Annotated in this window: 26 protein-coding genes; 17 read left to right on the forward strand and 9 right to left on the reverse strand. The window is 63.9% G+C overall.

Annotated elements, in window-relative coordinates; all coding sequences use genetic code 11:
- Positions 1-20 precede the first annotated feature (20 nt).
- Positions 21-239 carry a DUF2283 domain-containing protein gene (locus IEV62_RS14770; protein ID WP_188448898.1) on the forward strand — a complete coding sequence of 73 codons (219 nt, stop codon included), beginning with the start codon at positions 21-23 and terminating at the stop codon, positions 237-239.
- Positions 240-259: 20 nt separating this feature from the next.
- Here the strand turns inward: IEV62_RS14770 and IEV62_RS14775 are convergent, their stop codons facing one another.
- Positions 260-850: a hypothetical protein gene (locus IEV62_RS14775; RefSeq protein ID WP_188448828.1), complete on the reverse strand. Its 591-nt coding sequence runs from the start codon at positions 848-850 to the stop codon at positions 260-262.
- Here IEV62_RS14775 and IEV62_RS14780 point away from each other — a divergent pair.
- Positions 849-1,049, forward strand: coding sequence for a hypothetical protein (locus tag IEV62_RS14780; protein WP_188448830.1), 201 nt, complete (start codon positions 849-851; stop codon positions 1,047-1,049). The two genes, IEV62_RS14775 and IEV62_RS14780, sit on opposite strands and share 2 nt — an antisense overlap.
- Positions 1,050-1,160: 111 nt before the next feature.
- On the opposite strand, the gene IEV62_RS14785 is transcribed toward IEV62_RS14780, so the two are convergent.
- Positions 1,161-1,418 carry a hypothetical protein gene (locus tag IEV62_RS14785; RefSeq protein WP_188448832.1) on the reverse strand — a complete coding sequence of 86 codons (258 nt, stop codon included), beginning with the start codon at positions 1,416-1,418 and terminating at the stop codon, positions 1,161-1,163.
- A gap of 94 nt (positions 1,419-1,512) precedes the next feature.
- Here IEV62_RS14785 and IEV62_RS14790 point away from each other — a divergent pair, with 94 nt between their 5' ends.
- The 5 genes from IEV62_RS14790 (at position 1,513) to IEV62_RS14810 (ending at position 4,326) form a co-directional block, all read left to right on the forward strand.
- Complete coding sequence (locus IEV62_RS14790; RefSeq protein WP_188448834.1) at positions 1,513-1,755, forward strand: type II toxin-antitoxin system Phd/YefM family antitoxin; 243 nt, start codon at positions 1,513-1,515, stop codon at positions 1,753-1,755.
- A 117-nt stretch (positions 1,756-1,872) separates the two neighbouring features.
- Positions 1,873-2,361: a hypothetical protein gene (locus IEV62_RS14795; protein ID WP_188448836.1), complete on the forward strand. Its 489-nt coding sequence runs from the start codon at positions 1,873-1,875 to the stop codon at positions 2,359-2,361.
- Between the two features lie 129 nt (positions 2,362-2,490).
- Positions 2,491-2,841, forward strand: coding sequence for a DUF3147 family protein (locus tag IEV62_RS14800; protein ID WP_188448900.1), 351 nt, complete (start codon positions 2,491-2,493; stop codon positions 2,839-2,841).
- 108 nt (positions 2,842-2,949) lie between these two features.
- Positions 2,950-3,210 carry a hypothetical protein gene (locus IEV62_RS14805; RefSeq protein WP_188448838.1) on the forward strand — a complete coding sequence of 87 codons (261 nt, stop codon included), beginning with the start codon at positions 2,950-2,952 and terminating at the stop codon, positions 3,208-3,210.
- Positions 3,211-3,366: 156 nt separating this feature from the next.
- Positions 3,367-4,326: a phosphatase PAP2 family protein gene (locus tag IEV62_RS14810; RefSeq protein WP_229733210.1), complete on the forward strand. Its 960-nt coding sequence runs from the start codon at positions 3,367-3,369 to the stop codon at positions 4,324-4,326.
- Here the strand turns inward: IEV62_RS14810 and IEV62_RS14815 are convergent.
- Positions 4,323-4,646 carry a hypothetical protein gene (locus IEV62_RS14815; protein ID WP_188448842.1) on the reverse strand — a complete coding sequence of 108 codons (324 nt, stop codon included), beginning with the start codon at positions 4,644-4,646 and terminating at the stop codon, positions 4,323-4,325. The genes IEV62_RS14810 and IEV62_RS14815 overlap by 4 nt on opposite strands.
- A gap of 112 nt (positions 4,647-4,758) precedes the next feature.
- Between IEV62_RS14815 and IEV62_RS14820 the strand changes: the two genes are divergently transcribed.
- The 5 genes from IEV62_RS14820 (at position 4,759) to IEV62_RS14840 (ending at position 9,995) form a co-directional block, all read left to right on the forward strand.
- Positions 4,759-5,175, forward strand: coding sequence for a hypothetical protein (locus IEV62_RS14820; protein WP_188448844.1), 417 nt, complete (start codon positions 4,759-4,761; stop codon positions 5,173-5,175).
- 35 nt (positions 5,176-5,210) lie between these two features.
- Complete coding sequence (locus IEV62_RS14825) at positions 5,211-7,490, forward strand: TonB-dependent receptor (RefSeq protein ID WP_188448845.1); 2,280 nt, start codon at positions 5,211-5,213, stop codon at positions 7,488-7,490.
- Position 7,491: 1 nt separating this feature from the next.
- Positions 7,492-7,908, forward strand: coding sequence for a cupin domain-containing protein (locus IEV62_RS14830; RefSeq protein WP_188448847.1), 417 nt, complete (start codon positions 7,492-7,494; stop codon positions 7,906-7,908).
- A gap of 61 nt (positions 7,909-7,969) precedes the next feature.
- On the forward strand, positions 7,970-8,461 hold the full coding sequence (locus IEV62_RS14835; protein WP_188448849.1) for a pyridoxamine 5'-phosphate oxidase family protein: 492 nt from the start codon (positions 7,970-7,972) through the stop codon (positions 8,459-8,461).
- A 121-nt stretch (positions 8,462-8,582) separates the two neighbouring features.
- Positions 8,583-9,995 (forward strand): MFS transporter, encoded by a 1,413-nt coding sequence (locus IEV62_RS14840; RefSeq protein WP_229733213.1) that lies wholly within the window; start codon positions 8,583-8,585, stop codon positions 9,993-9,995.
- On the opposite strand, the gene IEV62_RS14845 is transcribed toward IEV62_RS14840, so the two are convergent.
- The 4 genes from IEV62_RS14845 to eno form a co-directional block, all read right to left on the reverse strand.
- The gene (locus IEV62_RS14845) at positions 9,992-10,588 is read right to left on the reverse strand and encodes a cytochrome P460 family protein (protein ID WP_188448853.1); all 597 of its coding nucleotides are present in this window, start codon (positions 10,586-10,588) and stop codon (positions 9,992-9,994) included. The genes IEV62_RS14840 and IEV62_RS14845 overlap by 4 nt on opposite strands.
- On the reverse strand, positions 10,588-12,324 hold the full coding sequence (locus IEV62_RS14850) for a DUF885 domain-containing protein (RefSeq protein WP_188448855.1): 1,737 nt from the start codon (positions 12,322-12,324) through the stop codon (positions 10,588-10,590). Before IEV62_RS14850 ends, IEV62_RS14845 begins: the two co-directional genes overlap by 1 nt.
- 152 nt (positions 12,325-12,476) lie before the next feature.
- Entirely contained in the window at positions 12,477-12,794 is a 318-nt protein-coding gene (locus IEV62_RS14855; RefSeq protein WP_229733215.1) for an FtsB family cell division protein, read from the reverse strand.
- A gap of 55 nt (positions 12,795-12,849) precedes the next feature.
- Positions 12,850-14,127: a phosphopyruvate hydratase gene (gene eno, locus IEV62_RS14860; RefSeq protein WP_188448858.1), complete on the reverse strand. Its 1,278-nt coding sequence runs from the start codon at positions 14,125-14,127 to the stop codon at positions 12,850-12,852.
- Positions 14,128-14,270: 143 nt separating this feature from the next.
- Here eno and IEV62_RS14865 point away from each other — a divergent pair, with 143 nt between their 5' ends.
- From IEV62_RS14865 to IEV62_RS14885, 5 genes are all read left to right on the forward strand, one after another.
- Positions 14,271-14,759: a hypothetical protein gene (locus IEV62_RS14865; RefSeq protein ID WP_188448860.1), complete on the forward strand. Its 489-nt coding sequence runs from the start codon at positions 14,271-14,273 to the stop codon at positions 14,757-14,759.
- 19 nt (positions 14,760-14,778) lie between these two features.
- Complete coding sequence (locus IEV62_RS14870; RefSeq protein WP_229733217.1) at positions 14,779-15,144, forward strand: phage holin family protein; 366 nt, start codon at positions 14,779-14,781, stop codon at positions 15,142-15,144.
- Entirely contained in the window at positions 15,141-15,476 is a 336-nt protein-coding gene (locus IEV62_RS14875; protein ID WP_188448861.1) for a DUF3618 domain-containing protein, read from the forward strand. Before IEV62_RS14870 ends, IEV62_RS14875 begins: the two co-directional genes overlap by 4 nt.
- Positions 15,473-15,967 carry a hypothetical protein gene (locus tag IEV62_RS14880; protein ID WP_188448863.1) on the forward strand — a complete coding sequence of 165 codons (495 nt, stop codon included), beginning with the start codon at positions 15,473-15,475 and terminating at the stop codon, positions 15,965-15,967. Before IEV62_RS14875 ends, IEV62_RS14880 begins: the two co-directional genes overlap by 4 nt.
- 80 nt (positions 15,968-16,047) lie before the next feature.
- On the forward strand, positions 16,048-16,275 hold the full coding sequence (locus tag IEV62_RS14885; protein WP_188448865.1) for a DUF4170 domain-containing protein: 228 nt from the start codon (positions 16,048-16,050) through the stop codon (positions 16,273-16,275).
- A 99-nt stretch (positions 16,276-16,374) separates the two neighbouring features.
- On the opposite strand, the gene greA is transcribed toward IEV62_RS14885, so the two are convergent.
- Both greA and carB read right to left on the reverse strand, forming a co-directional pair.
- Positions 16,375-16,851 (reverse strand): transcription elongation factor GreA, encoded by a 477-nt coding sequence (gene greA / locus IEV62_RS14890; RefSeq protein WP_188448867.1) that lies wholly within the window; start codon positions 16,849-16,851, stop codon positions 16,375-16,377.
- A gap of 80 nt (positions 16,852-16,931) precedes the next feature.
- The gene (carB, locus tag IEV62_RS14895; RefSeq protein ID WP_188448869.1) at positions 16,932-20,255 is read right to left on the reverse strand and encodes a carbamoyl-phosphate synthase large subunit; all 3,324 of its coding nucleotides are present in this window, start codon (positions 20,253-20,255) and stop codon (positions 16,932-16,934) included.
- Position 20,256: the final 1 nt, after the last annotated feature.

Consider the following 20,256-nt stretch of genomic DNA (forward strand, 5'->3'; position numbering starts at 1 on the left):
ACCTATCGCGAGGCCCAGTGATGAAGCTGCATTATTATTACGCCGAGACCGACAGCATCTATATCGAACTGAATGCCGCCGACGGCGTGGAAACGCGCGAAGTCGCGGACGGCGTCAACATTGATCTGGATGCGACGGGGAATATCGTGGGGATCGACATCGATCATGCTTCGGCCAAGCTTGATCTCGCGACGCTGGAGACGACCGCGCTGCCGTTGCGGGATTTGAAGGCGGCTTAGCGCCACTGAAGTACGTTAACTTACACGAGGGTCTGGCGGCCCTGACGAATAAACGTCGAGGTTTCTCGATGCAGCCGCTTCAAATCATCGACCTGTGGCTGATTTTGAAGCGGCTGAAGGCGGTTTCTTATCTGTTCTGCCTTATCGAGCAGCCGCGCTTCACCGGAAAGAAGAAACGCTTTGATGGCCCGCTCAAGTGCTACCGCGCAATCCATTTCCGGCGCTTCCAGCGACATATCGAGCAGCAGCCCCTGATAGTCCGCTATATTCCCCAATTGGTCCAACGCCGCACGGATCTGATCCTCGAATCCTCCCTCCTCGCCCTCACTGAATTCGATCCAATCTGTGCGCTTCAGATCCGAGGGTGCGACGGCCTCCTTGGATTTTACGATCATGAGAGGCTTTCCAAACATTGCGGCAAAGCCGAGTTCAAGCGCGATGTTGGCAAGGGCGCTCGGGCGTGTCTCGTGCGAGAATATTGCGATCGTAAAAGCGGTCCCGCGGATCAGACCGATTATGCGCTCCAGATAGTCTTTGGCTCCCGTTGATCCCGTAGCATCAACGGTCTGCCAGCCTCGTAGTCCGCAACTCGCTACGACGGATGCTGCCATGACGCCATCGATCGCCGGAGGCGCTCCGATCTGGCGCATTACAAATGCGCGTCTGGGCATTAACCGAAGTGCCGGTAGGTCGATCGTTTCTTCGGAAAGTGGTGAAAAAATAAGCGGCAACGAGTTTACTTTTTGCTCGTTGGCGATTTGGCTTCTCTTATTCCCTTATATGGACCCGCAGTTTTTTTATGTTCGATAATGCGTCCGCTGCTGGTATCTATTTTGACATACCGCTTCGTGACCGGGTTCAATGCCTGAACCCGCCCTTTGACCGCGCCTTTGCGTGTTCCTTCACAGGTATTCGTCGCCACTATTCACCTGCCTCGCGGTCGATTCCGACCAAGATGAGGATACAATATGCAGATGCAAGACTCCCCCGCGATACTCGACAAAACTTTGTATGAGCGTCCAGCTCCGGACGCCCGCCAAGCAAATCGCCCTCCTCCCGCTGCGTGACGTGCAGCTTCGCCGCCGCGTCGGTTACCGACAGGCCGCGCGGCGTGACGATCTCGGCGCGCAACCACGCGCCGGGGTGGACCGCGAAACTGGAATGAAGCTTGATCGCCAACGTTTTGTTATAGCGAAACCCCGCCAAACTGTCAGCAACCTTTGCCGGCCGCCCATAATTCAGATATAGTCATTAAGCTAAATCGGGAACCGCGATGGACCGCATCAGCATCTCCGAAGCCAGGACGCATTTATGTGCGATTATCCGCCACGTCGAAGCCGGCGAGAGCGTCGAGATCACGCGGCGTGGCAAGGTAGTGGTGGTCATTAGACCCGTCGACCGTCCCAAACAGCCCGTCGATGTCGCAGCGCCCGACGCGCTGACCGCCGACATGACAATACAGACCGTTTCCGCTGGCCACCTCATCCGCCAGATGCGCGACACCCACCGCTATTGATCCCGGCGCTCGACCCCATATTGCCGCCGCACCAATCCTCGGCATCCCGCCTGGCACCCCCAGCCCCCCACAAAATCCGCTGTCCTACACCCCCCTCCCCGGCGCATAGACTCGTCGATGCGCGCCAAGCCCCGCCCCTCCGCCGCCCAATCTCCGCCCACACCCCAATCCGAGCCAGCGCCCGGCTTCGTCTTCACCCCCGTCCCCACCCGCACCGCGCGGCACGATGGCTGGACAGTGGCGCGGCAGCACGGCTTTCTCGATCACCTCGCGCGAACCGGCGTGGTCGCCGCCGCCGCCCGCGCGGTGGGCATGTCCGCGAAATCCGCCCAGCTGTTGCGTAAGCGGCCCGGCGCGGAGAGCTTCGCTGCGGCGTGGGCGCGGGCGCTCGAAGAAGGCCGCAGCCGCGCGTTCGACGCGGCGATGGCGCAGGGGTTCGACGGCGTGCTCGTGCCGATCCTGTATCGCGGACGGCAGGTCGGTACGCGCCGCGTCTATGACAACCGCGTGTTGCTCGCCGCGCTTCGCGTCATGCCGCCCATCGCCCGGCCGGCGCCGCCCCCGGAGCGAACGCGCGAAACGCCCAAGCCGGGGAAGCCCAAATGATCCGCCCGCGCACCACGACTCGTCACCCGAAACAAACGCTTCATCGCGCGGAAGGATCGACAGGGGCGCACCTTCATTACCTTTGCGATCGTGCTGGCATCCCCCGCCACGCCGTCGCATATGCCCTCGATGCTCTACCTCGCGCTCAAAGCCCTGATCTCCGGCCTCCTCATCGCCGCCGCCTCGACGCTGGCGAAGCGCTATCCCGGGTTCGGCGCGCTGGTCGCGTCGCTGCCGTTGGTGTCGGTGCTCGGCATGCTGTGGCTGTGGAACGACAAGCCCGACCCCGCGAACATGGCGGCGCATGTCCAGGCGACCTTCTGGTACGTGCTGCCCTCGCTGCCGATGTTCCTGGTGATCCCGGCCTTGCTGCGCGCAGGTCTCGGCTTCTGGCCGTCACTCGCCCTGGGCTGCGCGCTGACGATCGGCCTCTATGCGGGCATGGTCGCGCTCGCGCCGCGCTTCGGCATCGCGCTCTGATCAATGGATCTAACCTGTACCGGAGCCTACGATCGCATTCAGCAACCATCGGTAATCAGAGGCGTATTCCATCCTTAAGCCCGATCACCGGGCCGGAAGGATGCAGACATGAAGTTCACCCATCTCATCGCCGCCGGGCTTATGGTTGCCGGTCTGGGCGTAACCGCCACCGCGGCTTCGGCGCAGGACTATCGCGGCGACCGCGGCCATGGCCCGCGCTACGATCGTCGCGACGACCGCCGCGACGATCGCAATCATGGCCGCCATTATCGCGGGGATCGCGGGCGTCACTATGGCTGGAACAACCGCGGGCGCAATTGCCGCGTCGAGTGGCGGCATCACCGCCGCGTGACGGTCTGCTACCGCTAAATCGGCCAGCCGGGAGCGACGCCAAGCGCGCCGCTCCCGGCCTCATCCGAAAATGTAATATAGACGTCATAAAATCTTCACGCCATGGTGGGTAACGGTCTGCTCCGGACCTTCTTCGTCGGCGATCGATATCGTCTGCATATCAGGCGTATCCGCGTGGCCACCCCGACGACCTCCCTCTTCGCCATTCCAGCGCCGCTTTATCCCGGCAGCACGGCGCAGCGCGGGCTGATCGGGGGTCGCTGGATCGCGCTTGGCCTGGTGCTGAGCGTGGCGTGCGTGGCGGCATTGCTGTTCGATGCGCAGATGACGATCGATCCGCAGGACCCGATGACCTGGCTGTTTGCCGGCGTGCTGCTGCTGTTCGGCGTCACGCGCTACGTGCTGCGGCGCCCGCGCAGCGCGGCGCAGCGCGTCGCGCGCGACCTCAGCGAATCGGTTGGGGCCTTTATGGGCATCTCCCTGCTCGGCGCGACCGCGACCTATCCGCTGGCCGCCGCCACGCGTGGCGCGATCGATCCGTTGTTACAGGCGGTCGATGGCGCGCTGCATTTCGACTGGCTCGCCTGGTATCAGATGGTCGCGGCACACCGTTCGCTCCAACTGCTCGGCACCGCCGCCTATCAAAGCATCTACATCACCCCGGCGTTGATCCTTGGCTATTGTGCCTGGTCGGATCGGCGCGCGGAGGCACGCGGGTTTGTCGCATCGTTCTGGCTCACGGCGGTGCTGACACTGCTGCTGTTCCGGGTCATGCCCGCCATCGGCCCGCTCGCCACGCTGTGGCACGGGCCAATCCCGTATGTGCCCGAAAGCGCCCTGTACGAGGCCGATCTCCTCCCCATGCTGCGCCTGGGCAACGGCTATGTGGTCGATCTGGGGGCGCTGCGCGGGCTGGTTTCGGTGCCGAGTTTCCACACCGCGAGCGGCGTCGTCTATATCGCCACGGCCTGGCCGATGGCGCGGCTACGCTGGCCGGTACTGGCGCTCACCAGCGCAATGTTGCTGGCGACTCCGGTCGAAGGCACACATTATCTGGCAGACATGCTGGCGGGTGCCGCCGTCGCCATCGTCGCGGTGCTGGCCGTGGCCGCAGTGCGTCGGCGTCTGGCTTAGACTTCGACCGCCATCAACGCGGCGTCGCCATATTTCGGGTCGTTCGCCGCGAATAAGGGGTTGGCCGCGAAATTGCGCTCGGTCAGCCCGACGCCGTTCAGCCCGGCCAGCTTAAACGTCCCGAGTTTCACTTCCTTCGGCGGCTTGCCATCTCGCTCCACCACGACGCCATCGACGAACAGATCGTCATGCCGGGTGTAGATGATGTGCGGTGCCAGCGTAATGTCGGTGCGGTTATACGTGGCGCGCAAGCACCGCTTACGGACGATCGCCTCGAAAACGGTGGGGACAGGGCCGGCGGGAGCAGTGGCAGTGTTCATGGTAGCGCTATACCCAAAATGGTGCGGTGCAGCAAGCAACGACTGTGAAACCGATTGTTTCCGCGACGCATCGCAGGTTGAGTACAATGCGCTGACCCGCTAGCCGGGCGCGGTGACGCGCTTGCCCCTCTATTTTCCGGCTCGGGCCGCGATCCTCGTACTGCTGCTGTGCATGCTCGCGGTGCGCGTGGTCGTGCCGCAAGGATTCATGTGGGGCACCGGTGCCGACGGATCGCGCGCGCTGGTGTTGTGCTCGGGCATGGGTGCGCAAGCGCTGACGCCAATTGCCGCCGCCGCGCTCGCCGCGCAGCATCGCAGCGATCAACGCGACCACGACGGCAAGACCGCCGATCACCCCTGTGCCTTCGCCGCAGCGAGCCTAGCGGTCGATCTGGTCCGCGACGTCTATCCTGTCGCGAGCCAGCCTGCGCGCGCCGCTACGCCGAGCCTGCTCCACATCTTCGCCCGCCCCGGTCTTGGCCTCGCCGCCCCGCCGCCGCCCAAGACCGGACCACCCGCCTCCGCCTGACGCCGTTTCCTTCCCGTCAGACGAAAGCCCATTTCATGAAAATTACGACCTCGCGCGCCGCCGTGCGCGCGCTGGCGCTGCTGGCATCCGCCGCTGCGCCCTATGCCGCTTATGCCGAAGCCGACGACCAGCGCGACATCGTCGTCACCGCCCAAAAGGGAGGCCCGATCGAGCAGGCCCCCTCGACCAGGGCCAGCATCACCGCCCGCCAGATCGAAGAACAGGTGAATGCGGTCAACATCGAGGACACGCTTAAATACCTGCCGAGCCTGGTCGTGCGCAAACGCCATATCGGCGACACGCAGTCCCCGCTCGCCACGCGCACGTCGGGCGTGGGTGCCAGCGCACGCAGCCTGATTTACGCCGATGGCGCGCTCTTGTCGGCGCTGATCGGCAACAACAACACCAGCGCCTCCCCGCGCTGGGGCCTGGTGTCACCGCAGGAGGTGGCACGGATCGACATCCTCTACGGCCCGTTCTCGGCGGCCTATCCCGGCAATGCGATCGGCGCGGTGGTCGACATCACGACACGCTTGCCCGAGGCGCTGGAGGGCGAGGTTAACGCCGGCATCAGCCTCCAGAACTTCAAACAATATGGCACCAGCCGCGCGCTCCCGGCATCGAGCTTTGGCGCGACGCTCGGCGACCGCGTCGGGCCGCTCGCGGTGTTCGCGAGCTTCAGCCACGTAACGAGCGACAGCCAGCCGATCGCCTATGTCACCGCGAACCGCCCGACGACTCCGAGCGCGACCGGTGCGCCAAGCACCGGCGGCTATGACGACGTCAACCGCACCGGGGCCGCGATCCGCGTGATCGGCGCGGGCGGGTTCGAACATCAAATGCAGGATTTTGCCAAGCTTAAACTGGCGCTCGACGTTACCCGCGACATCCGCCTCACCTATGTCGGCGGGCTGTTCCGCAACGGCACCGATTCGACCGCCGAAAGCTACCTGCAAAACGCCGCCGGTCCGGTCTATGCCGGATCGCTCAACATTGACGGCTATGCCTATACCGTCGCGCCGAGTGCGTTTTCGAACAACGTCTACAGCTATGACCAGCGCCATTGGTCGCACAGCTTCAGCGCCACCGGATCGACCGGGCGGATCGACTGGCAAGTCATCGGCACGCTCTACGATTTTGCGCGCGACGAGCAACGCGTCGCTGGCACCGCCTTGCCCGGCGCGACCAACGGCGGCGCGGGGACGATCACCCGGCTCGATGGCACCGGCTGGTACACCTTCGATACCAAGGCGCTGTGGCAAGCGGGTGGCGGGCATCGCATCGGTGCGGGCTATCACCGCGATCGCTACACGCTGGCCAGCAACCGCTACGCCACCACCGACTGGATCGCCGGATCACAAAGCGCGCTCAACCTCGCCTCTAGCGGAAAGACCCAGACCAATGCCGTGTGGGCGCAGGACGCCTGGACGATCGCGCAGCCGCTGACGGTGACGCTCGGCGGGCGCTATGAGTGGTGGAAGGCGTATGACGGCGTCAATTTCTCGCCGACCTTTCTGCCGATGCCGACGATCCTGCAGCCGACCCGTTCCGCCAATCGCTTCTCGCCCAAGGCGGCGCTCGCCTGGACCCCGGCAAAGGACTGGAAAGTCTCGCTATCGTTCGGTGAGGCGTACCGCTTCCCGACCGTCACCGAACTCTATCAGGCGGTCACGGTCGGCGCGAACCAGCAATCGCCCAACCCGACGCTCGGGCCCGAACGCGCGCTTTCGGAGGAACTGGCGATCCAGCACGGCGATGGCGACCGCTACGTCCGCCTGTCGCTGTTCAACGAGGTGATCAGCGACGCGCTGCTTTCGCAGACCGGGTTGCTCCCCGGCGGGGCCAGCGTCGCCTTCGTGCAGAATGTCGACCGTGTCCGCACCCGCGGCGTCGAACTGGCGCTGGTCGAGCGCGATTTGCTGCCACGCTTCGATCTGTCGGGCAGCTTGACCCTGGTCGATCCGCGGATCGTCGCGAACGCCGCTTTGCCGACCGCGATCGGCAAACGCCCGCCGCAAATCCCGCTGCGCAAGGCGACGATCGTCGCAACCTATCGCCCGACCGACGCGATCTCGCTGACCGCCGCCGCGCGCTATGCCAGCCGCAGCTATGGGACGATCGACAATAGCGAGCCGGTGTCGTTCACCTATCAGGGGTTTGGCAGCTACGTCGTCGCCGATCTGCGCGCCAATTTTCGTGTGACCCCGCATTGGCAAATGGCGGTCGGTCTGGACAATGTCGCCAACCGCAAATATTTCCTTTTCCACCCCTTTCCGCAGCGCACGATGAGCGCGGAGCTGACGTACAGGTTGTGATATGCCCTACCCGCTGATCGCCTCGCTCAACCTGTCGCCCCACCCAGAGGGCGGCTGGTACCGCGAGACGATGCGCCAGCCTGCGCCCGATCCTGCCAGCGGGGGCAAGCCCGACACAAAGGAGCCGCGCGGGCTGGCGACGGCGATCCTGTTCTTGCTCGAGGACGGGAAGCGCTCGCACTGGCACCGCGTCGATGCCACCGAACTATGGCTGTGGCACGCCGGGTCGCCGCTCACCGTGCGGATCGGCCAGGAGCAGCATCTGCTAAGCGGCGAAACCCCGCAGGCGCTCGTCCCGCCCGGCGCGTGGCAATCGGCCGAGGCGCGCCTCGGTTGGGCGCTGGTCAGTTGCGTCGTGACCCCGGCCTTCGATTTCGGCGGTTTCGAACTCGCGCCGCCGGGGTGGTCGCCCGCCTGACAAAGCTGCCTGACGGAACCGTGCGCCGCTTTGCCCGTTCGGGCAGGGAAGGAGAGCGACGATGTCCAATCAAGCTGAAATCGAACATAAATTCTGGAAGGCCCTGCGCTCGGATATGACCGTGATGCTTGGTCTGGCCGGGGTCGATGAAGGCCACACGCGCCCGATGACCGCGCAGCTCGACGGTGATGCGGATCGCGGGCCGATCTATTTCTTCACCTCGACCGAAACCGAACTCGTGTCGGAACTGACACCGGGCAGCCGCGCGGTCGCGACCTTCGCATCCAAGGGCAATGACGTATTCGCGACCATCCACGGCACGCTCAGCGCCGATAATGATCGTGCGGTGATCGACCGGCTGTGGAACAGCTATGTCGCGGCCTGGTATGAAGGCGGCAAGGACGATCCCAAGCTGCAATTGCTCCGCCTCGATGCCGAGCGTGCGCAGATCTGGGTCGATGCCTCGAGCCTGCTCGCCGGCGTGAAGGTCATGCTCGGGATCGATCCGAAACAAGACTATAAGGATAAGGTCGCCGAGGTTTCGCTGGCGTAACGCCACTCGCGACCACCCTCTTGTCATCCCCGCGAAAGCGGGGACCCAGCTCCTGCCGTGGGAAATGGGCCTGCTGCTTTGTGGGGATGACAATGTCGGCTCCGGTAGGCAAAGGCAGCGCGTGACCACCTCCGATCCCGCCGACGGCCTGCCCCTCCCCCGCCGCTATGCCGCGATCGGCGCGTTGTGCCTCGGCACCGCGCTCATCATCATCGACGGCGGCGTCGCCAACATCGCGCTCCCGACAATCGCGCGCGAACTGCATATCGATCGGTCGTCGGTCGTCTCGGTCGTGACCGTCTATCAGCTGATGCTCGTGATGTTGCTGCTCCCCTTCGCCGGGCTGGGGGAACGCGTCGGGCTCAAACGCCTCTACCAATGGGGTCAATTGCTGTTCGCGGTCGCGACGTTACTGTGTTTCTTCGCCAAGAGCCTGCCCTTTCTGCTGATCGTACGCGGCGCGCAGGCGATCGGCGCGGCGGCGGCGCTAAGCGTGTCCTCAGCGCTGATCCGCGCGACCTATCCGACAAAGCAGCTCGGCAGCGGCCTCGGCATCAATTCCGCGATCGTCTCGGCGGGGGCCGCGCTTGCCCCGACGCTTGGTGGTTTGATCCTCGGCATTGCGCCGTGGCCGTGGGTGTTCGCCAGCGCCGTGCCGTTCGCGATCGGCTCGCTCATCCTCGGTCGCGCGCTGCCCGATACCCCGCCGCGCGATACGCCGTTCGACGTGATCGGCGCGGTGATGTGTGCGGGGATGTTCGGCCTCGTCATCGGCGGGCTGGAAAGCGGCGTGCATGGCGACAGTCCGGTCGTCTCGGTCGCGATCGTGCTCAGCGGGGCGTTGCTCGGCGTCTATTTCGTCCGGCGCCAACGGCGCGAGCGCGATCCGATCCTGCCGATCGACTTGCTGGCGCAGCCTGTGCTGCGGCTGTCGGTGATCGGGGCCTATACCGCGTTCATCGCGTCGATGACGCTGATCATCTCGATGCCGTTTCGGCTGCAAAGCGAGTTCGGCTTCTCGCCGGTCGAGATGGGGCTGCTGATGGCACCGTGGCCGCTGACCAACATCGTCGTTGCGCCGCTGTCGGGCTGGCTCTCGAACAAGATTCCGGCGGGGGTGCTGGGCGGGGTCGGCATGGCGATCTCGATCGTGGCTTTGGTGCTGATCGCCTATTTGCCGCCGCATCCAACGCATTTCGACGTGATCTGGCGAATGGCGCTGTGCGGTGGCGGGTTCGGGACCTTCCTGCCGCCCAATGCGCGCCTCATCATCGGCAGCGCGCCGCGCGAACGCGCCGCGGCAGCGGGCGGGCTGGTCTCGACGACGCGGCTGCTCGGACAGACTACCGGCGCGACGCTGGTGGCGGCGCTGCTGGCCTTCGGCATCGGCAACGGCGCGACTCCGCCGCTGGTGGCAGCGAGCCTTGCGCTGGTCGCCGGGCTGTGCAGCCTCGCCCGTCTCCGCCCGTCGATCCGCATGCCACCATCCGACGAAGTCGCAGAGTCGGTGGCGACGCTCAAACAGTCGCGTTAACGCTTGGCCGCTTCCGCGCTGTACGCCGCGCTCAGCGTGCCTTTGGCGGTCGCGATCGGCAGCAGCGTCGGGTAGAATTGCACGAACGTCGTGTCGACCGCCGCGTGTTGCTGGTGGCAGCTATAACACGTCGCGCCATACGGGATCAGCGACGTCGCCTGTTTCGCATCGACAGCGAAAAAGCCCCAGCCGTCCTTGAAGCGCTGCGAATCACGGACATGGATTTCCAGCGCCAGCGGCGCGCCCGCCTGATACGATCCGTGCAGATTGATCGATCCTTTGCTGTTCGATCCGCGTATTTCAAGCACCATCACCGTGCCTTCGGGCCAATGTCCGGTGTTACGGAACGCAAGCTCGGACGCGGGATCGACGAAGACGCTATCGAATGATGGGTTCGCTTTCGCATTGGCAACCGCATTGTAGCTCATGCCGAGGCCCGAGCTCAGATACGTCCAGTGCCGATAGTCCGCCGGAAAGACGAGATTGCCCTTCGCATCGAACTGCGCCGCAACGCGCTCGACCGGGGCGGCAGAGCTTGCCGCTGCGAACACCAGCACTGCAGTGATCAACGCTGCTCCCCCCAAACCGCGCATCAGAACACCGCCTTCCCGTCCCCGCCCAACATCGCCTTGCGCACCAGCGGGATTGGCGGTCCGCCGTAACGCAGGAATTCGTCGTGGAACGCCTTCCACGACGCCCGCCCGCCATGCGTCGCGGTCCAATCCTCGCGCAGCTTGCGGATCATCAACTTGCCCATGGTATAGTTCAGATAGGCCGGATCATACGTCCCGCGCGCCGATTGCTGCTTCGCATTGCCCTCGTCCTGATAGCATTGCTCGACGAACATTTTCCGCGACTGCTCCTGCGTCATCGTGCCGCTGTGCAGCCCGATGGCGGACAGATAGCGGCAATTACGCAGCAACGCGTTCGACAGCTGCCCGACATGCGTCTCGGCATCGCCCTTATGCAGCCCCGCCTCCCACATCATTTCCTCGGCATAATGCGCCCACCCTTCCGCAAAGGCATAACCCACAAACAACCGCCCGAAGATCGAGGGCGAGGCGTTGGCGTGGCGGAATTGCAGGAAATGCCCCGGCATCACTTCGTGGACCGAGGTAAACAGCAAATCCATCTTGCCGGGGATGAAGCCCTCCTGCTCGGCCTTGCTCCACGACGGGTCCGGCGGGGAGATGTAATAGACCGACGGGATGCCCTTCTCGAACGGCCCGGGCGGATCGATATACGCGCTGTTCTGCCGGTTATAGGGCGGGCTTTCCTCGACCAAAGCTTGCTCCTGATCGGGGATCGTCACGACGTCGTTGGCGAGCACGAAGGCGCGCAGTTCGGGGATTTGCTTGCGCGCCTCGGCGACCGGATCGTTGTTCACGGGCTTGTTGGCGTTCATCTTGGCCATGCACGCCGGGATCGTCGCGCCCGGCGCGAACTGCCTGCACGCCTCGGCCAGCGCCTTTTGATTGCGCAGCAGATCGGCCTCCCCCGCCGCCTTCAGCGTGGCGAGCGGCACATCGACCCCCTCGGTCTGCTTGATCATGCGCGAAAAGCGTTCGGCCCCCAGCGCGAAGTCCTGCGTGGCATTCGGGCGCTGCTTCTCCAGATGCGCCGCCAGATCGTGCATTGCCTGCGACGCGACAATCGCGGCCTTGTCGAACTCCTCCTGCAAGGCCGGGCTCTTCACCGCGGCAAACGCCTTTTTCGCGTCCCCCGTATAATAATCGCCAAAACCGTTGAACGCCGCGACGCCGTAATTGATGTAGCTGAGCGGCATCGGCGTCTTGAGGTTCGCCTTGATCTGCGCGGCGGCAGCGGGAATTTTGCGCATGAAGGTCACGATCGCGCGCATCCGCGTCGGCGTATCGGCATAGTTGCGCGCGATATAGACATTAGGGTCGAGGCCCGCATTCACATACCAGGCCGGGTTCTTGTGCGGAAAATCGGCATCCTCGAGCCAGAACAATTTGCCCGACGCGACCGTCACCAGATAATCACGCTCGAACGCTTCGTCCTTGCTCAGCTTGGTCGCATCGAATGCCTTAGCCTTGTCAATCGCCTCACGCAGGAAGGCACCTTGCCGCTTCAGCCCGCCCGGCGTCCAGTCACCCAGCCCGCCGTCGAAATCGTGCCGACCCTGATACACCGCATCGGCCGGCGAAACCTTAAACCAATCCTCGATGAAAGTGTCGCGAAAGCTCTTCCAGTCGGTCGTCGGCAAGGTGGCGAGCGCGGCCATCGAACCCTTCGGTTCGGGCGGGGCGGACGCGCACGACGTCAGCGCCAGAGCGGCGATCCCGGCCAACAAAACTGAACGCATAGCTGCTCCCTCGATTCGGTATGGCCCGACGCTGGCAGTTTGCGACGGATCACGCCAGCCCAGGGGAACGCGGCGACGGGCGGAAATGCCGCTGCGCGCGGTTGCTGTCTCCACGTTAGCGCGAGGACGAGCGCATTAAGATGTGCGCTGCACTACTTTGTCAGTGGGACGATCATATCGTCTTTATGCACCACGCCGAGGTTCTTGAGCGCCAGTTCCTCGACCATGTCCGGGTCGGCGTGGCGCGGGTCGAGCAGCGCCACGCGATTCTTCAAATCCGCCCGGTTTTTGTCGAGCATCGCGAGCTCGCGTTGCTTCACCGTCAATTGCCGTTCGATATCGCCGTAAGCCAGCGCGCCGTTCGGCCCGAAAATCGCATAGCCGCCGAAGAACACGCCGACGATTAGCAACGCCGCCGGCGCGATCGCACGGCGGAGGATGGTGCGGAGGGTTGAACGTTTCTTGGCCACGGACCTGACTTTCGCGCATCGCGACTCGCGGATCAAGCCCGTATTTCTACGATGGTTAAATTCTCATGACAGAGCGCCCGGCGTAAACCGCAGCACCCTCCAGTTCCTCCTCGATCCGGATCAGCTGGTTGTATTTGGCGAGCCGGTCGGAGCGCGCGAGGCTGCCCGTCTTGATCTGCCCGCAATTGGTCGCAACCGCCAAATCGGCGATGGTCGAGTCCTCGGTCTCCCCCGAGCGATGCGACATCACCGCGGTATAGCCCGCGCGTTGCGCCATCGAAACGGCTTCGAGCGTTTCGGTGAGCGTGCCGATCTGGTTGACCTTAACCAGCAGCGAGTTGGCATAGCCGCCCTCTATCCCGCGCTTCAGCCGCTTGGGATTGGTCACGAAGAGATCGTCGCCAACGAGCTGGACCTTATCGCCGACCATGTCGGTGAGCGCCTTCCAGCCCTCCCAATCGTCCTCGCTCATGCCGTCCTCAATCGAAAAGATCGGATAACGCCGAGTCAGGTCAGCGAGATATTCGGCCATTTCGTGGCTCGACAGGCTCTTGCCCTCGCCCGAGATCTCATATTTGCCGTTCTTGTAGAATTCGGTCGCGGCGCAATCGAGCGCGAGCATCACGTCGTCACCGGGGGTGTACCCCGCCGTCTCGATCGAGCGCAGGATGAATTCGATCGCTTCGTTGGTTGAGGCGATGTTGGGCGCGAACCCGCCTTCGTCGCCGACCGAGGTCGCCAGACCCTTGTCGTGCAGCGCCTTTTTGAGCGTGTGGAAGATTTCCGAGCCGCAACGCACCGCCTCGATCATCGAGCTGGCGCCGACCGGCACGATCATAAATTCCTGAAAGTCGATCGGATTGTCGGCATGTTCTCCGCCATTGATGATGTTCATCATCGGCACCGGCAGCACATGCGCCGACACCCCGCCGACGTAGCGATAGAGCGGTAAAGTCCGCGCATCCGCCGCCGCCTTCGCAACCGCCAGGCTGACGCCGAGGATGGCGTTCGCACCAAGACGGCTCTTATTCTCGGTCCCGTCGAGGTCGATCATCGTCGCGTCGATTTCGCGCTGATCCTCGGCTTCGAGGCCCGCAACGGCATCGGCAATCTCGCCATTGACGGCATCGACCGCGCTTTGCACGCCCTTGCCGCCCCAGCGGCTCTTGTCGCCGTCGCGCTTTTCGACCGCTTCATGCGCGCCGGTCGAGGCGCCCGAAGGCACGGCCGCGCGACCGAAACTGCCGTCTTCGAGCATCACCTCGACCTCCACCGTGGGGTTACCGCGACTGTCGAGGATCGTGCGCGCGTGAATGTCGATGATTGCGGTCATGGAACGATCCTTCTAACTGTCGGACACAGGTTTGCGCGTGCCTCTATCGGCTAAGTCCCGCGCCCGCAATTCGTTGGGACTTGGGAACTAGGGCAGGCGCTTACCGGTTGTGTATTCTAGATCATCAATGAAGGGCGCTTGTCATGGCTACCACCCCCGACTCTGCAAACGCATCGACCACGACCGAACATCTCGACGCCGCCGCCGATGCGGCACGCTCTGCCGCAGACGAGACCGTCAAAGCCGGCGTCACCGCCTCGCAACTGTTCAAGGATAGCGCGGCCAAGATCGGCAAGGACGCGGTCGACCGCGCCAAGTCCTATGCCGAGGATGGCAAGGCCCGTGCCGGCGGCGCGCTCGATGAGATCGTCAAGATGATCAACGACGCCGCCGGCACCGTCGATGAAAAACTCGGCGAGCAATACGGCCAATATGCGCGCACCGCCGCCGACAAGGTCGCGGGCTTTTCCGAAGGCTTGAAGGCCAAGGAACTCGACGATCTGATCGAAGACGCGCGCGGCTTTGTCCAGAAAAGCCCGGCGATCGCCATCGGGACGGCGGCTGCGATCGGCTTCGTGCTGGTGCGGCTGATTCAGTCGGGCATGGCGGCCGACACCGACGACAAGTCCTGAGCTGGATCGCCGGGGGGTAATGATGGACGACGCGGCGCGCGAGCAACCGGGCGAAGATGATAGCATCGCGTCGCTCCTTGCGCGCGCGTTGGCCGATGCCGAGCACCTCGCGCGCGCCGAGATCGAACTGCAAAAGGCAAAGGTTGTCGCGCGGATCGATGAGGCGCGTAATGGCGTTTTATTGCTACTCGCCGCCGTTGCGACCGCAGCGGTTGCGGTCACCGCGCTCGTCGTCGGTATCCTGATGGTACTAACGCCCTTGGTCGGACCCGCAGCGGCAACCGCCATCGTGGTAGGAACGCTCTTATTGGTATCGGCGCTGCTTGGTTGGTTGGCGATGCGGCATTTCAAGCTTCTGTTCGGCACAGCGGAGGAAGGGCCGTGACGGGACGCGCGATCAGAGCGCGCCTCGCCCTGGCGCAAGCACGATCCGAGGCGGCCCGCGCGCGCCTTTCGGGGACGATCAACGCGTTACAACGCCGTGCCACACCCCAGGCGCTGGCGCAGGATGTCGCGGAAACTCTCAAAGCACGGGGTATCGATGCGCTGAACGGCCTTGCCGCGACCGCCAAACGAAAACCGCTGCACGTTGGGCTCGCCGTGACGCTGCTCGGTCTGTTCTTGGCGCGGCATCAGATTGCGCGCCTTTTGCGGCGACGTGGCCGTACCGCGGCACGCGCGCGCGCCCCTTCCCCCAAACAAGGATCTTCGAAATGACCGAAGCGAAACCTGCCAAGACGCGCAGCAAGCAAGCCGTGGCGAAAGTCCGCACGTCCGCCTCCAAGGCTATTGAAGCCACGTCGGACACCGCACGCGATCTGGCACGCAAGACCGCCGAGGGGATCGAAGCCAATCCGGTCGGCGTGCTGGCGGGCGGCGTCGCGCTTGGCGTGTTGCTGGGCGCTTTCATGCCGCGCAGCGAGCACGAAGCAAAGCTCCTCAGACCGGTCGGAAAACGGATCAGCGACACCACGCGCGGCGCGTTCGATGCGGCGAAGGATACCGCCAAGGCCGAACTCGACGTGTTGGGCTTCACGCGCACCGCGGCGCGCGATCAGGTCGGCAAGATGCTCGGCGGCGTGGTGCGGACGCTTGCCACTGCTGGTGCCGCAGCCGTCGTCGCTGCAAAGGCGCAACCGGTCGCGCAGGAAGCGCCCGCCCCGGCCGCAAAAAAGACTGCGGCCAAAAAAGCGAAGCCCAAAGCCTAATCTTTTCGCGAAAGGTTCCCGAACGGCCAGCGCGCGCCTAAGACGAGGAGAACCGTCACGCCTATCGGGACCAGACTATCATGAGCAAGCTCCACCTCGTCTTCGGCGGTCGCGTGTCCGACCCACGCACGCTAGATTTTGACGACCTCGATTCAATCGAGATTGTCGGCGTGTTTCCGGATTACGCCAGCGCCGAAAAGGCGTGGCGCGCCGCTGCACAGCGCACCGTGGACGATGCTGAAATGAAGTTCGTGGTGGTCCACCTGCACCGGCTACTGCAGCCGGATCTGCTGGCACCGGGTGCGTAAAGCAGGCGCGCTGCCGCCCCGCTACAATCACGCTTCCCCGGCGAATGCCGGGGAAGCGAGGGAATGAAAGTCGCGCGGCCTTATAACCGCGCCCCAGCGTCAGATGAATTCGATCTTCGACACGACGTAATAGCGGTCGCCAGACGGAACGGTCACTTCGACTTCGTCTTCGAGCCTGCGCCCAATCAACGCGCGACCAAGCGGCGAATTATATGAGATACGGCCACCCTTGGCATCCGCCTCGGTCTGGCCGACGATCTGATATTTGATGGGCTTGTCGTCCTCGTCGAGCAGGGTCACCGTCGCGCCGAACACGACCTTATCGCCCGACAACTCGGTCGGGTCGATGATCTGCGCGCGCGACAATTTGTCCTCGATGTCGCTGATCGAGGCTTCGATCTGGCCCTGCCGCTCCTTGGCGGCATGATATTCGGCATTTTCCGAAAGATCCCCGTGCGCGCGTGCTTCCTCGATCGCGTCGACGATCGTCGGGCGCTCGGCTTTCAGGCGTTTCAGGTCCGCATTGAGCCGGTCATGGCCCTCTTGCAGCATCGGCATCTTCTCAACGGTAGCCATCCCTGTCGTCCTTCGTCTTCAAAATCACCCGGTTGGCCGGTCCGTCTGGACCTGCCCGCACGCTGTTCTCATGTGGGGGATTAGGTGTGCGAGTGCGAATAATAGGATTGCAACGGCTTTACTTCAAGACTGCGCGTTGAAAGCGCCACGATTGCCTGTGCCGCCTCAACGCTGGCAGGGGCAGTCGTGAAGTACGGAATTTTCAATGCGAGCGCCGAACCGCGGATCGGCGAGGAGTCCTTGAGGCTTTGCCAGCCTTCGGTCGTGTTGAAGATCAAGTCGATCCCGCGATCCTTGATCCGATCGACAATGTGCGGCCGCCCCTGCGCGACCTTATTGACGCGCTCGACCGTCACGCCGTGTTCGGTCAGATAATCCGCCGTGCCTGAGGTCGCGACGATCGTGAAGCCATGCTCCGCCAGCGCACGCACGGCAGGCAGGATTACCGGCTTGTCGCCATCCTTGACGCTCACGAACACCGCGCCGCCCTTGGGCAGCACCGTGCCCGCACCCAATTGCGATTTGGCAAAGGCGAGCGTGAAATCCTGATCGATCCCCATCACTTCGCCCGTGCTCTTCATTTCGGGCGACAGCACGGGATCGACCCCGGGGAATTTGTTGAACGGGAACACCGCTTCCTTGACCGCATAATAATCAATGTGGCGATTGATCTTCGGGAGATCGGCGAGCTTCTCGCCTGCCATCACGCGCGCGGCGATCTTGGCGATCGGCGCGCCGATCGCCTTGGCGACGAACGGCACCGTCCGACTGGCGCGCGGGTTGACCTCGATCAGATAGACGAGGCCCTCCTTCACCGCGAACTGGATGTTCATCAGCCCGACGACCGAAAGCGCATGCGCCAGCGCGACGGTCTGCCGCTCGATCTCGGCGATGACCTCGGCGGACAGTGAATACGGCGGGATCGAACAGGCCGAGTCGCCCGAATGGACCCCGGCTTCCTCGATATGCTGCAGCACGCCCGCGACGGTGACATCCGTCCCGTCGCAAATCGCGTCGACATCGACTTCGATCGCGTCGCGCAGATATTGGTCGATCAGCACGGGGGAATCGCCCGACACTTGCACCGCGGTCTGGATATATTCCTCGAGCTGCGGGCGTCCGTCGACGATCTCCATCGCGCGCCCGCCGAGCACGTAACTCGGCCGCATCAGCACCGGATAGCCGATCCGCTCGGCCACCGCGACCGCCTCGTCGCGGCTGCGCGCAATCCCGTTGGCGGGCTGGCGCAATCCGAGCTTGTCGATCAGCGCAGCGAAGCGTTCGCGATCCTCCGCCAGATCGATCGCATCGGGTGACGTGCCCAGGATCGGGATGCCCGCATCCTGCAACGCCTGCGCCAAATTGAGCGGGGTCTGCCCGCCAAACTGAACGATCACACCGTGCAGCGTCCCGTTCGACATTTCGACATGCAGGATTTCCAGCACGTCTTCGGCGGTCAGCGGTTCGAAATACAACCGGTCGCTGGTGTCGTAATCAGTCGATACCGTCTCCGGATTACAATTGACCATGATCGTCTCATAGCCCGCATCGGCGAGCGCGAAGCACGCATGGCAGCAGCAATAATCAAACTCGATCCCCTGCCCGATCCGGTTCGGCCCGCCGCCCAGGATCACGACCTTCTTGCGGTCGGTCGGCATGCTCTCGCATTCGGGTTCGCCGAAGCTCGGCGCTTCGTAGGTCGAATACATGTACGGCGTCTTGGCATCGAATTCGGCGGCGCAAGTGTCGATCCGCTTGAACACCGGGCGCACGCCGAGCTTGTGGCGCAGCGCGCGCACCTCGGCCTCGGTCGTCCCGCCGGTCATCGCCTGGACGACATCGTGGATCAGCCCGCCGCGCGCCATCGGCCGCTCGCGCAGATTTGCGGAGTTGAGTGCGAGGAAGGCGAGCCGCTTGTCGCTGAAGCCCATGGATTTGAGGCGCCGCATCCCCGCCGCATCGCGCGGCAAGCCATCGGTCGCGACCTCGTTCTCCGCCGCGACGATTTCGGCGATGCGGTCGATGAACCACGGGTCGAACTTCGCCAGCGCGTGCACCTCGGCGACGGTGAAGCCCTCGCGCAGCGCCTGCGCCGCGACCAGCAGCCGGTCAGGCGTGGCCACCGCAAGCGCGGCCTCGATCTCGGCACGGGGAGCGCCAACGAGGCGATCGACCATATTGAAGCCCGACAGCCCGGTCTCGAGTCCACGCAGCGCCTTCTGCAGCGATTCGTGGATGTTGCGGCCGATCGCCATCACTTCGCCGACCGACTTCATCGCGGTCGACAGCACGTTGCTCGACCCCTTGAACTTCTCGAACGCGAAGCGCGGGATTTTGGTCACGACATAATCGATCGTCGGTTCGAACGCCGCCGGGGTCGCGCCGGTAATATCGTTGGTGATCTCGTCGAGCGTGTACCCCACCGCCAACTTGGCCGCGACCTTGGCGATCGGGAAGCCGGTCGCCTTCGACGCGAGCGCCGAGGAGCGCGACACGCGCGGGTTCATCTCGATCACGATCAGGCGGCCGTCCTTCGGATTGACCGCAAACTGCACGTTCGAACCGCCGGTTTCGACACCGATCTCACGCAAGCAAGCGATGCTCGCATTGCGCATGATCTGATATTCCTTGTCGGTCAGCGTCAGCGCCGGCGCGACGGTGATCGAATCGCCGGTGTGGACGCCCATCGGATCGACATTCTCGATCGAGCAAATGATGATGGCATTGTCGTTGCGGTCGCGCACGACCTCCATCTCATATTCTTTCCACCCGATCAGCGATTCCTCGATCAGCACTTCAGATGTCGGCGACAAATCGAGCCCATTGCGAACGATGGTCAGGAACTCCTCGCGATTATACGCGATGCCGCCGCCCGAACCGCCCATCGTAAAGCTCGGCCGAATGATCGCCGGCAGCCCGGTCTTCTCGAGCCCGGCGAGCGCCTCCTCGACCGAATGCGCGATCGCCGAGCGCGCGCTTTCCAGCCCGATCTTGGTCATCGCGTCCTTGAACTTCAGCCGGTCCTCGGCCTTGTCGATCGCCTCGGCATCGGCGCCGATCATCTCGACCCCGAATTCCGCCAGCGTGCCGTCATTGAACAGCGCCAGCGCGGTGTTGAGCGCGGTCTGCCCGCCCATCGTCGGGAGCACGGCATCGGGCCGCTCCTTCTCGATGATTTTCCGCACGATCTCAGGCGTGATCGGCTCGATATAGGTCGCATCGGCCAGCTCGGGATCGGTCATGATCGTCGCCGGGTTCGAATTGACCAGGACGATGCGATAGCCATCCTCCTTCAACGCCTTGATCGCTTGCGTGCCCGAATAATCGAACTCGCACGCCTGCCCAATGACGATCGGCCCCGCGCCGATGACGAGGATGGTGGAGATGTCGGTGCGTTTGGGCATT

The organism is Sphingomonas psychrolutea (assembly GCF_014636175.1).
In the GTDB taxonomy this organism is placed as follows: Bacteria; Pseudomonadota; Alphaproteobacteria; order Sphingomonadales; family Sphingomonadaceae; genus Sphingomonas; species Sphingomonas psychrolutea.

Excerpts from the sequence above, each read along its gene's own strand:
- IEV62_RS14825 (WP_188448845.1), top strand. The coding sequence starts at position 5,211 with ATGAAAATTACGACCTCGCGCGCCGCCGTGCGCGCGCTGGCGCTGCTG.
- IEV62_RS14865 (WP_188448860.1), top strand. The coding sequence starts at position 14,271 with ATGGCTACCACCCCCGACTCTGCAAACGCATCGACCACGACCGAACAT.
- carB (WP_188448869.1), bottom strand. The coding sequence starts at position 20,255 with ATGCCCAAACGCACCGACATCTCCACCATCCTCGTCATCGGCGCGGGG.
- greA (WP_188448867.1), bottom strand. The coding sequence starts at position 16,851 with ATGGCTACCGTTGAGAAGATGCCGATGCTGCAAGAGGGCCATGACCGG.
- IEV62_RS14870 (WP_229733217.1), top strand. The coding sequence starts at position 14,779 with ATGATGGACGACGCGGCGCGCGAGCAACCGGGCGAAGATGATAGCATC.
- IEV62_RS14830 (WP_188448847.1), top strand. The coding sequence starts at position 7,492 with ATGCCCTACCCGCTGATCGCCTCGCTCAACCTGTCGCCCCACCCAGAG.
- IEV62_RS14845 (WP_188448853.1), bottom strand. The coding sequence starts at position 10,588 with ATGCGCGGTTTGGGGGGAGCAGCGTTGATCACTGCAGTGCTGGTGTTC.
- IEV62_RS14805 (WP_188448838.1), top strand. The coding sequence starts at position 2,950 with ATGAAGTTCACCCATCTCATCGCCGCCGGGCTTATGGTTGCCGGTCTG.
- IEV62_RS14780 (WP_188448830.1), top strand. The coding sequence starts at position 849 with ATGACGCCATCGATCGCCGGAGGCGCTCCGATCTGGCGCATTACAAAT.
- IEV62_RS14800 (WP_188448900.1), top strand. The coding sequence starts at position 2,491 with ATGCTCTACCTCGCGCTCAAAGCCCTGATCTCCGGCCTCCTCATCGCC.
- IEV62_RS14885 (WP_188448865.1), top strand. The coding sequence starts at position 16,048 with ATGAGCAAGCTCCACCTCGTCTTCGGCGGTCGCGTGTCCGACCCACGC.
- IEV62_RS14835 (WP_188448849.1), top strand. The coding sequence starts at position 7,970 with ATGTCCAATCAAGCTGAAATCGAACATAAATTCTGGAAGGCCCTGCGC.
- IEV62_RS14770 (WP_188448898.1), top strand. The coding sequence starts at position 21 with ATGAAGCTGCATTATTATTACGCCGAGACCGACAGCATCTATATCGAA.
- IEV62_RS14815 (WP_188448842.1), bottom strand. The coding sequence starts at position 4,646 with ATGAACACTGCCACTGCTCCCGCCGGCCCTGTCCCCACCGTTTTCGAG.
- IEV62_RS14775 (WP_188448828.1), bottom strand. The coding sequence starts at position 850 with ATGGCAGCATCCGTCGTAGCGAGTTGCGGACTACGAGGCTGGCAGACC.
- eno (WP_188448858.1), bottom strand. The coding sequence starts at position 14,127 with ATGACCGCAATCATCGACATTCACGCGCGCACGATCCTCGACAGTCGC.
- IEV62_RS14880 (WP_188448863.1), top strand. The coding sequence starts at position 15,473 with ATGACCGAAGCGAAACCTGCCAAGACGCGCAGCAAGCAAGCCGTGGCG.
- IEV62_RS14790 (WP_188448834.1), top strand. The coding sequence starts at position 1,513 with ATGGACCGCATCAGCATCTCCGAAGCCAGGACGCATTTATGTGCGATT.
- IEV62_RS14795 (WP_188448836.1), top strand. The coding sequence starts at position 1,873 with ATGCGCGCCAAGCCCCGCCCCTCCGCCGCCCAATCTCCGCCCACACCC.
- IEV62_RS14850 (WP_188448855.1), bottom strand. The coding sequence starts at position 12,324 with ATGCGTTCAGTTTTGTTGGCCGGGATCGCCGCTCTGGCGCTGACGTCG.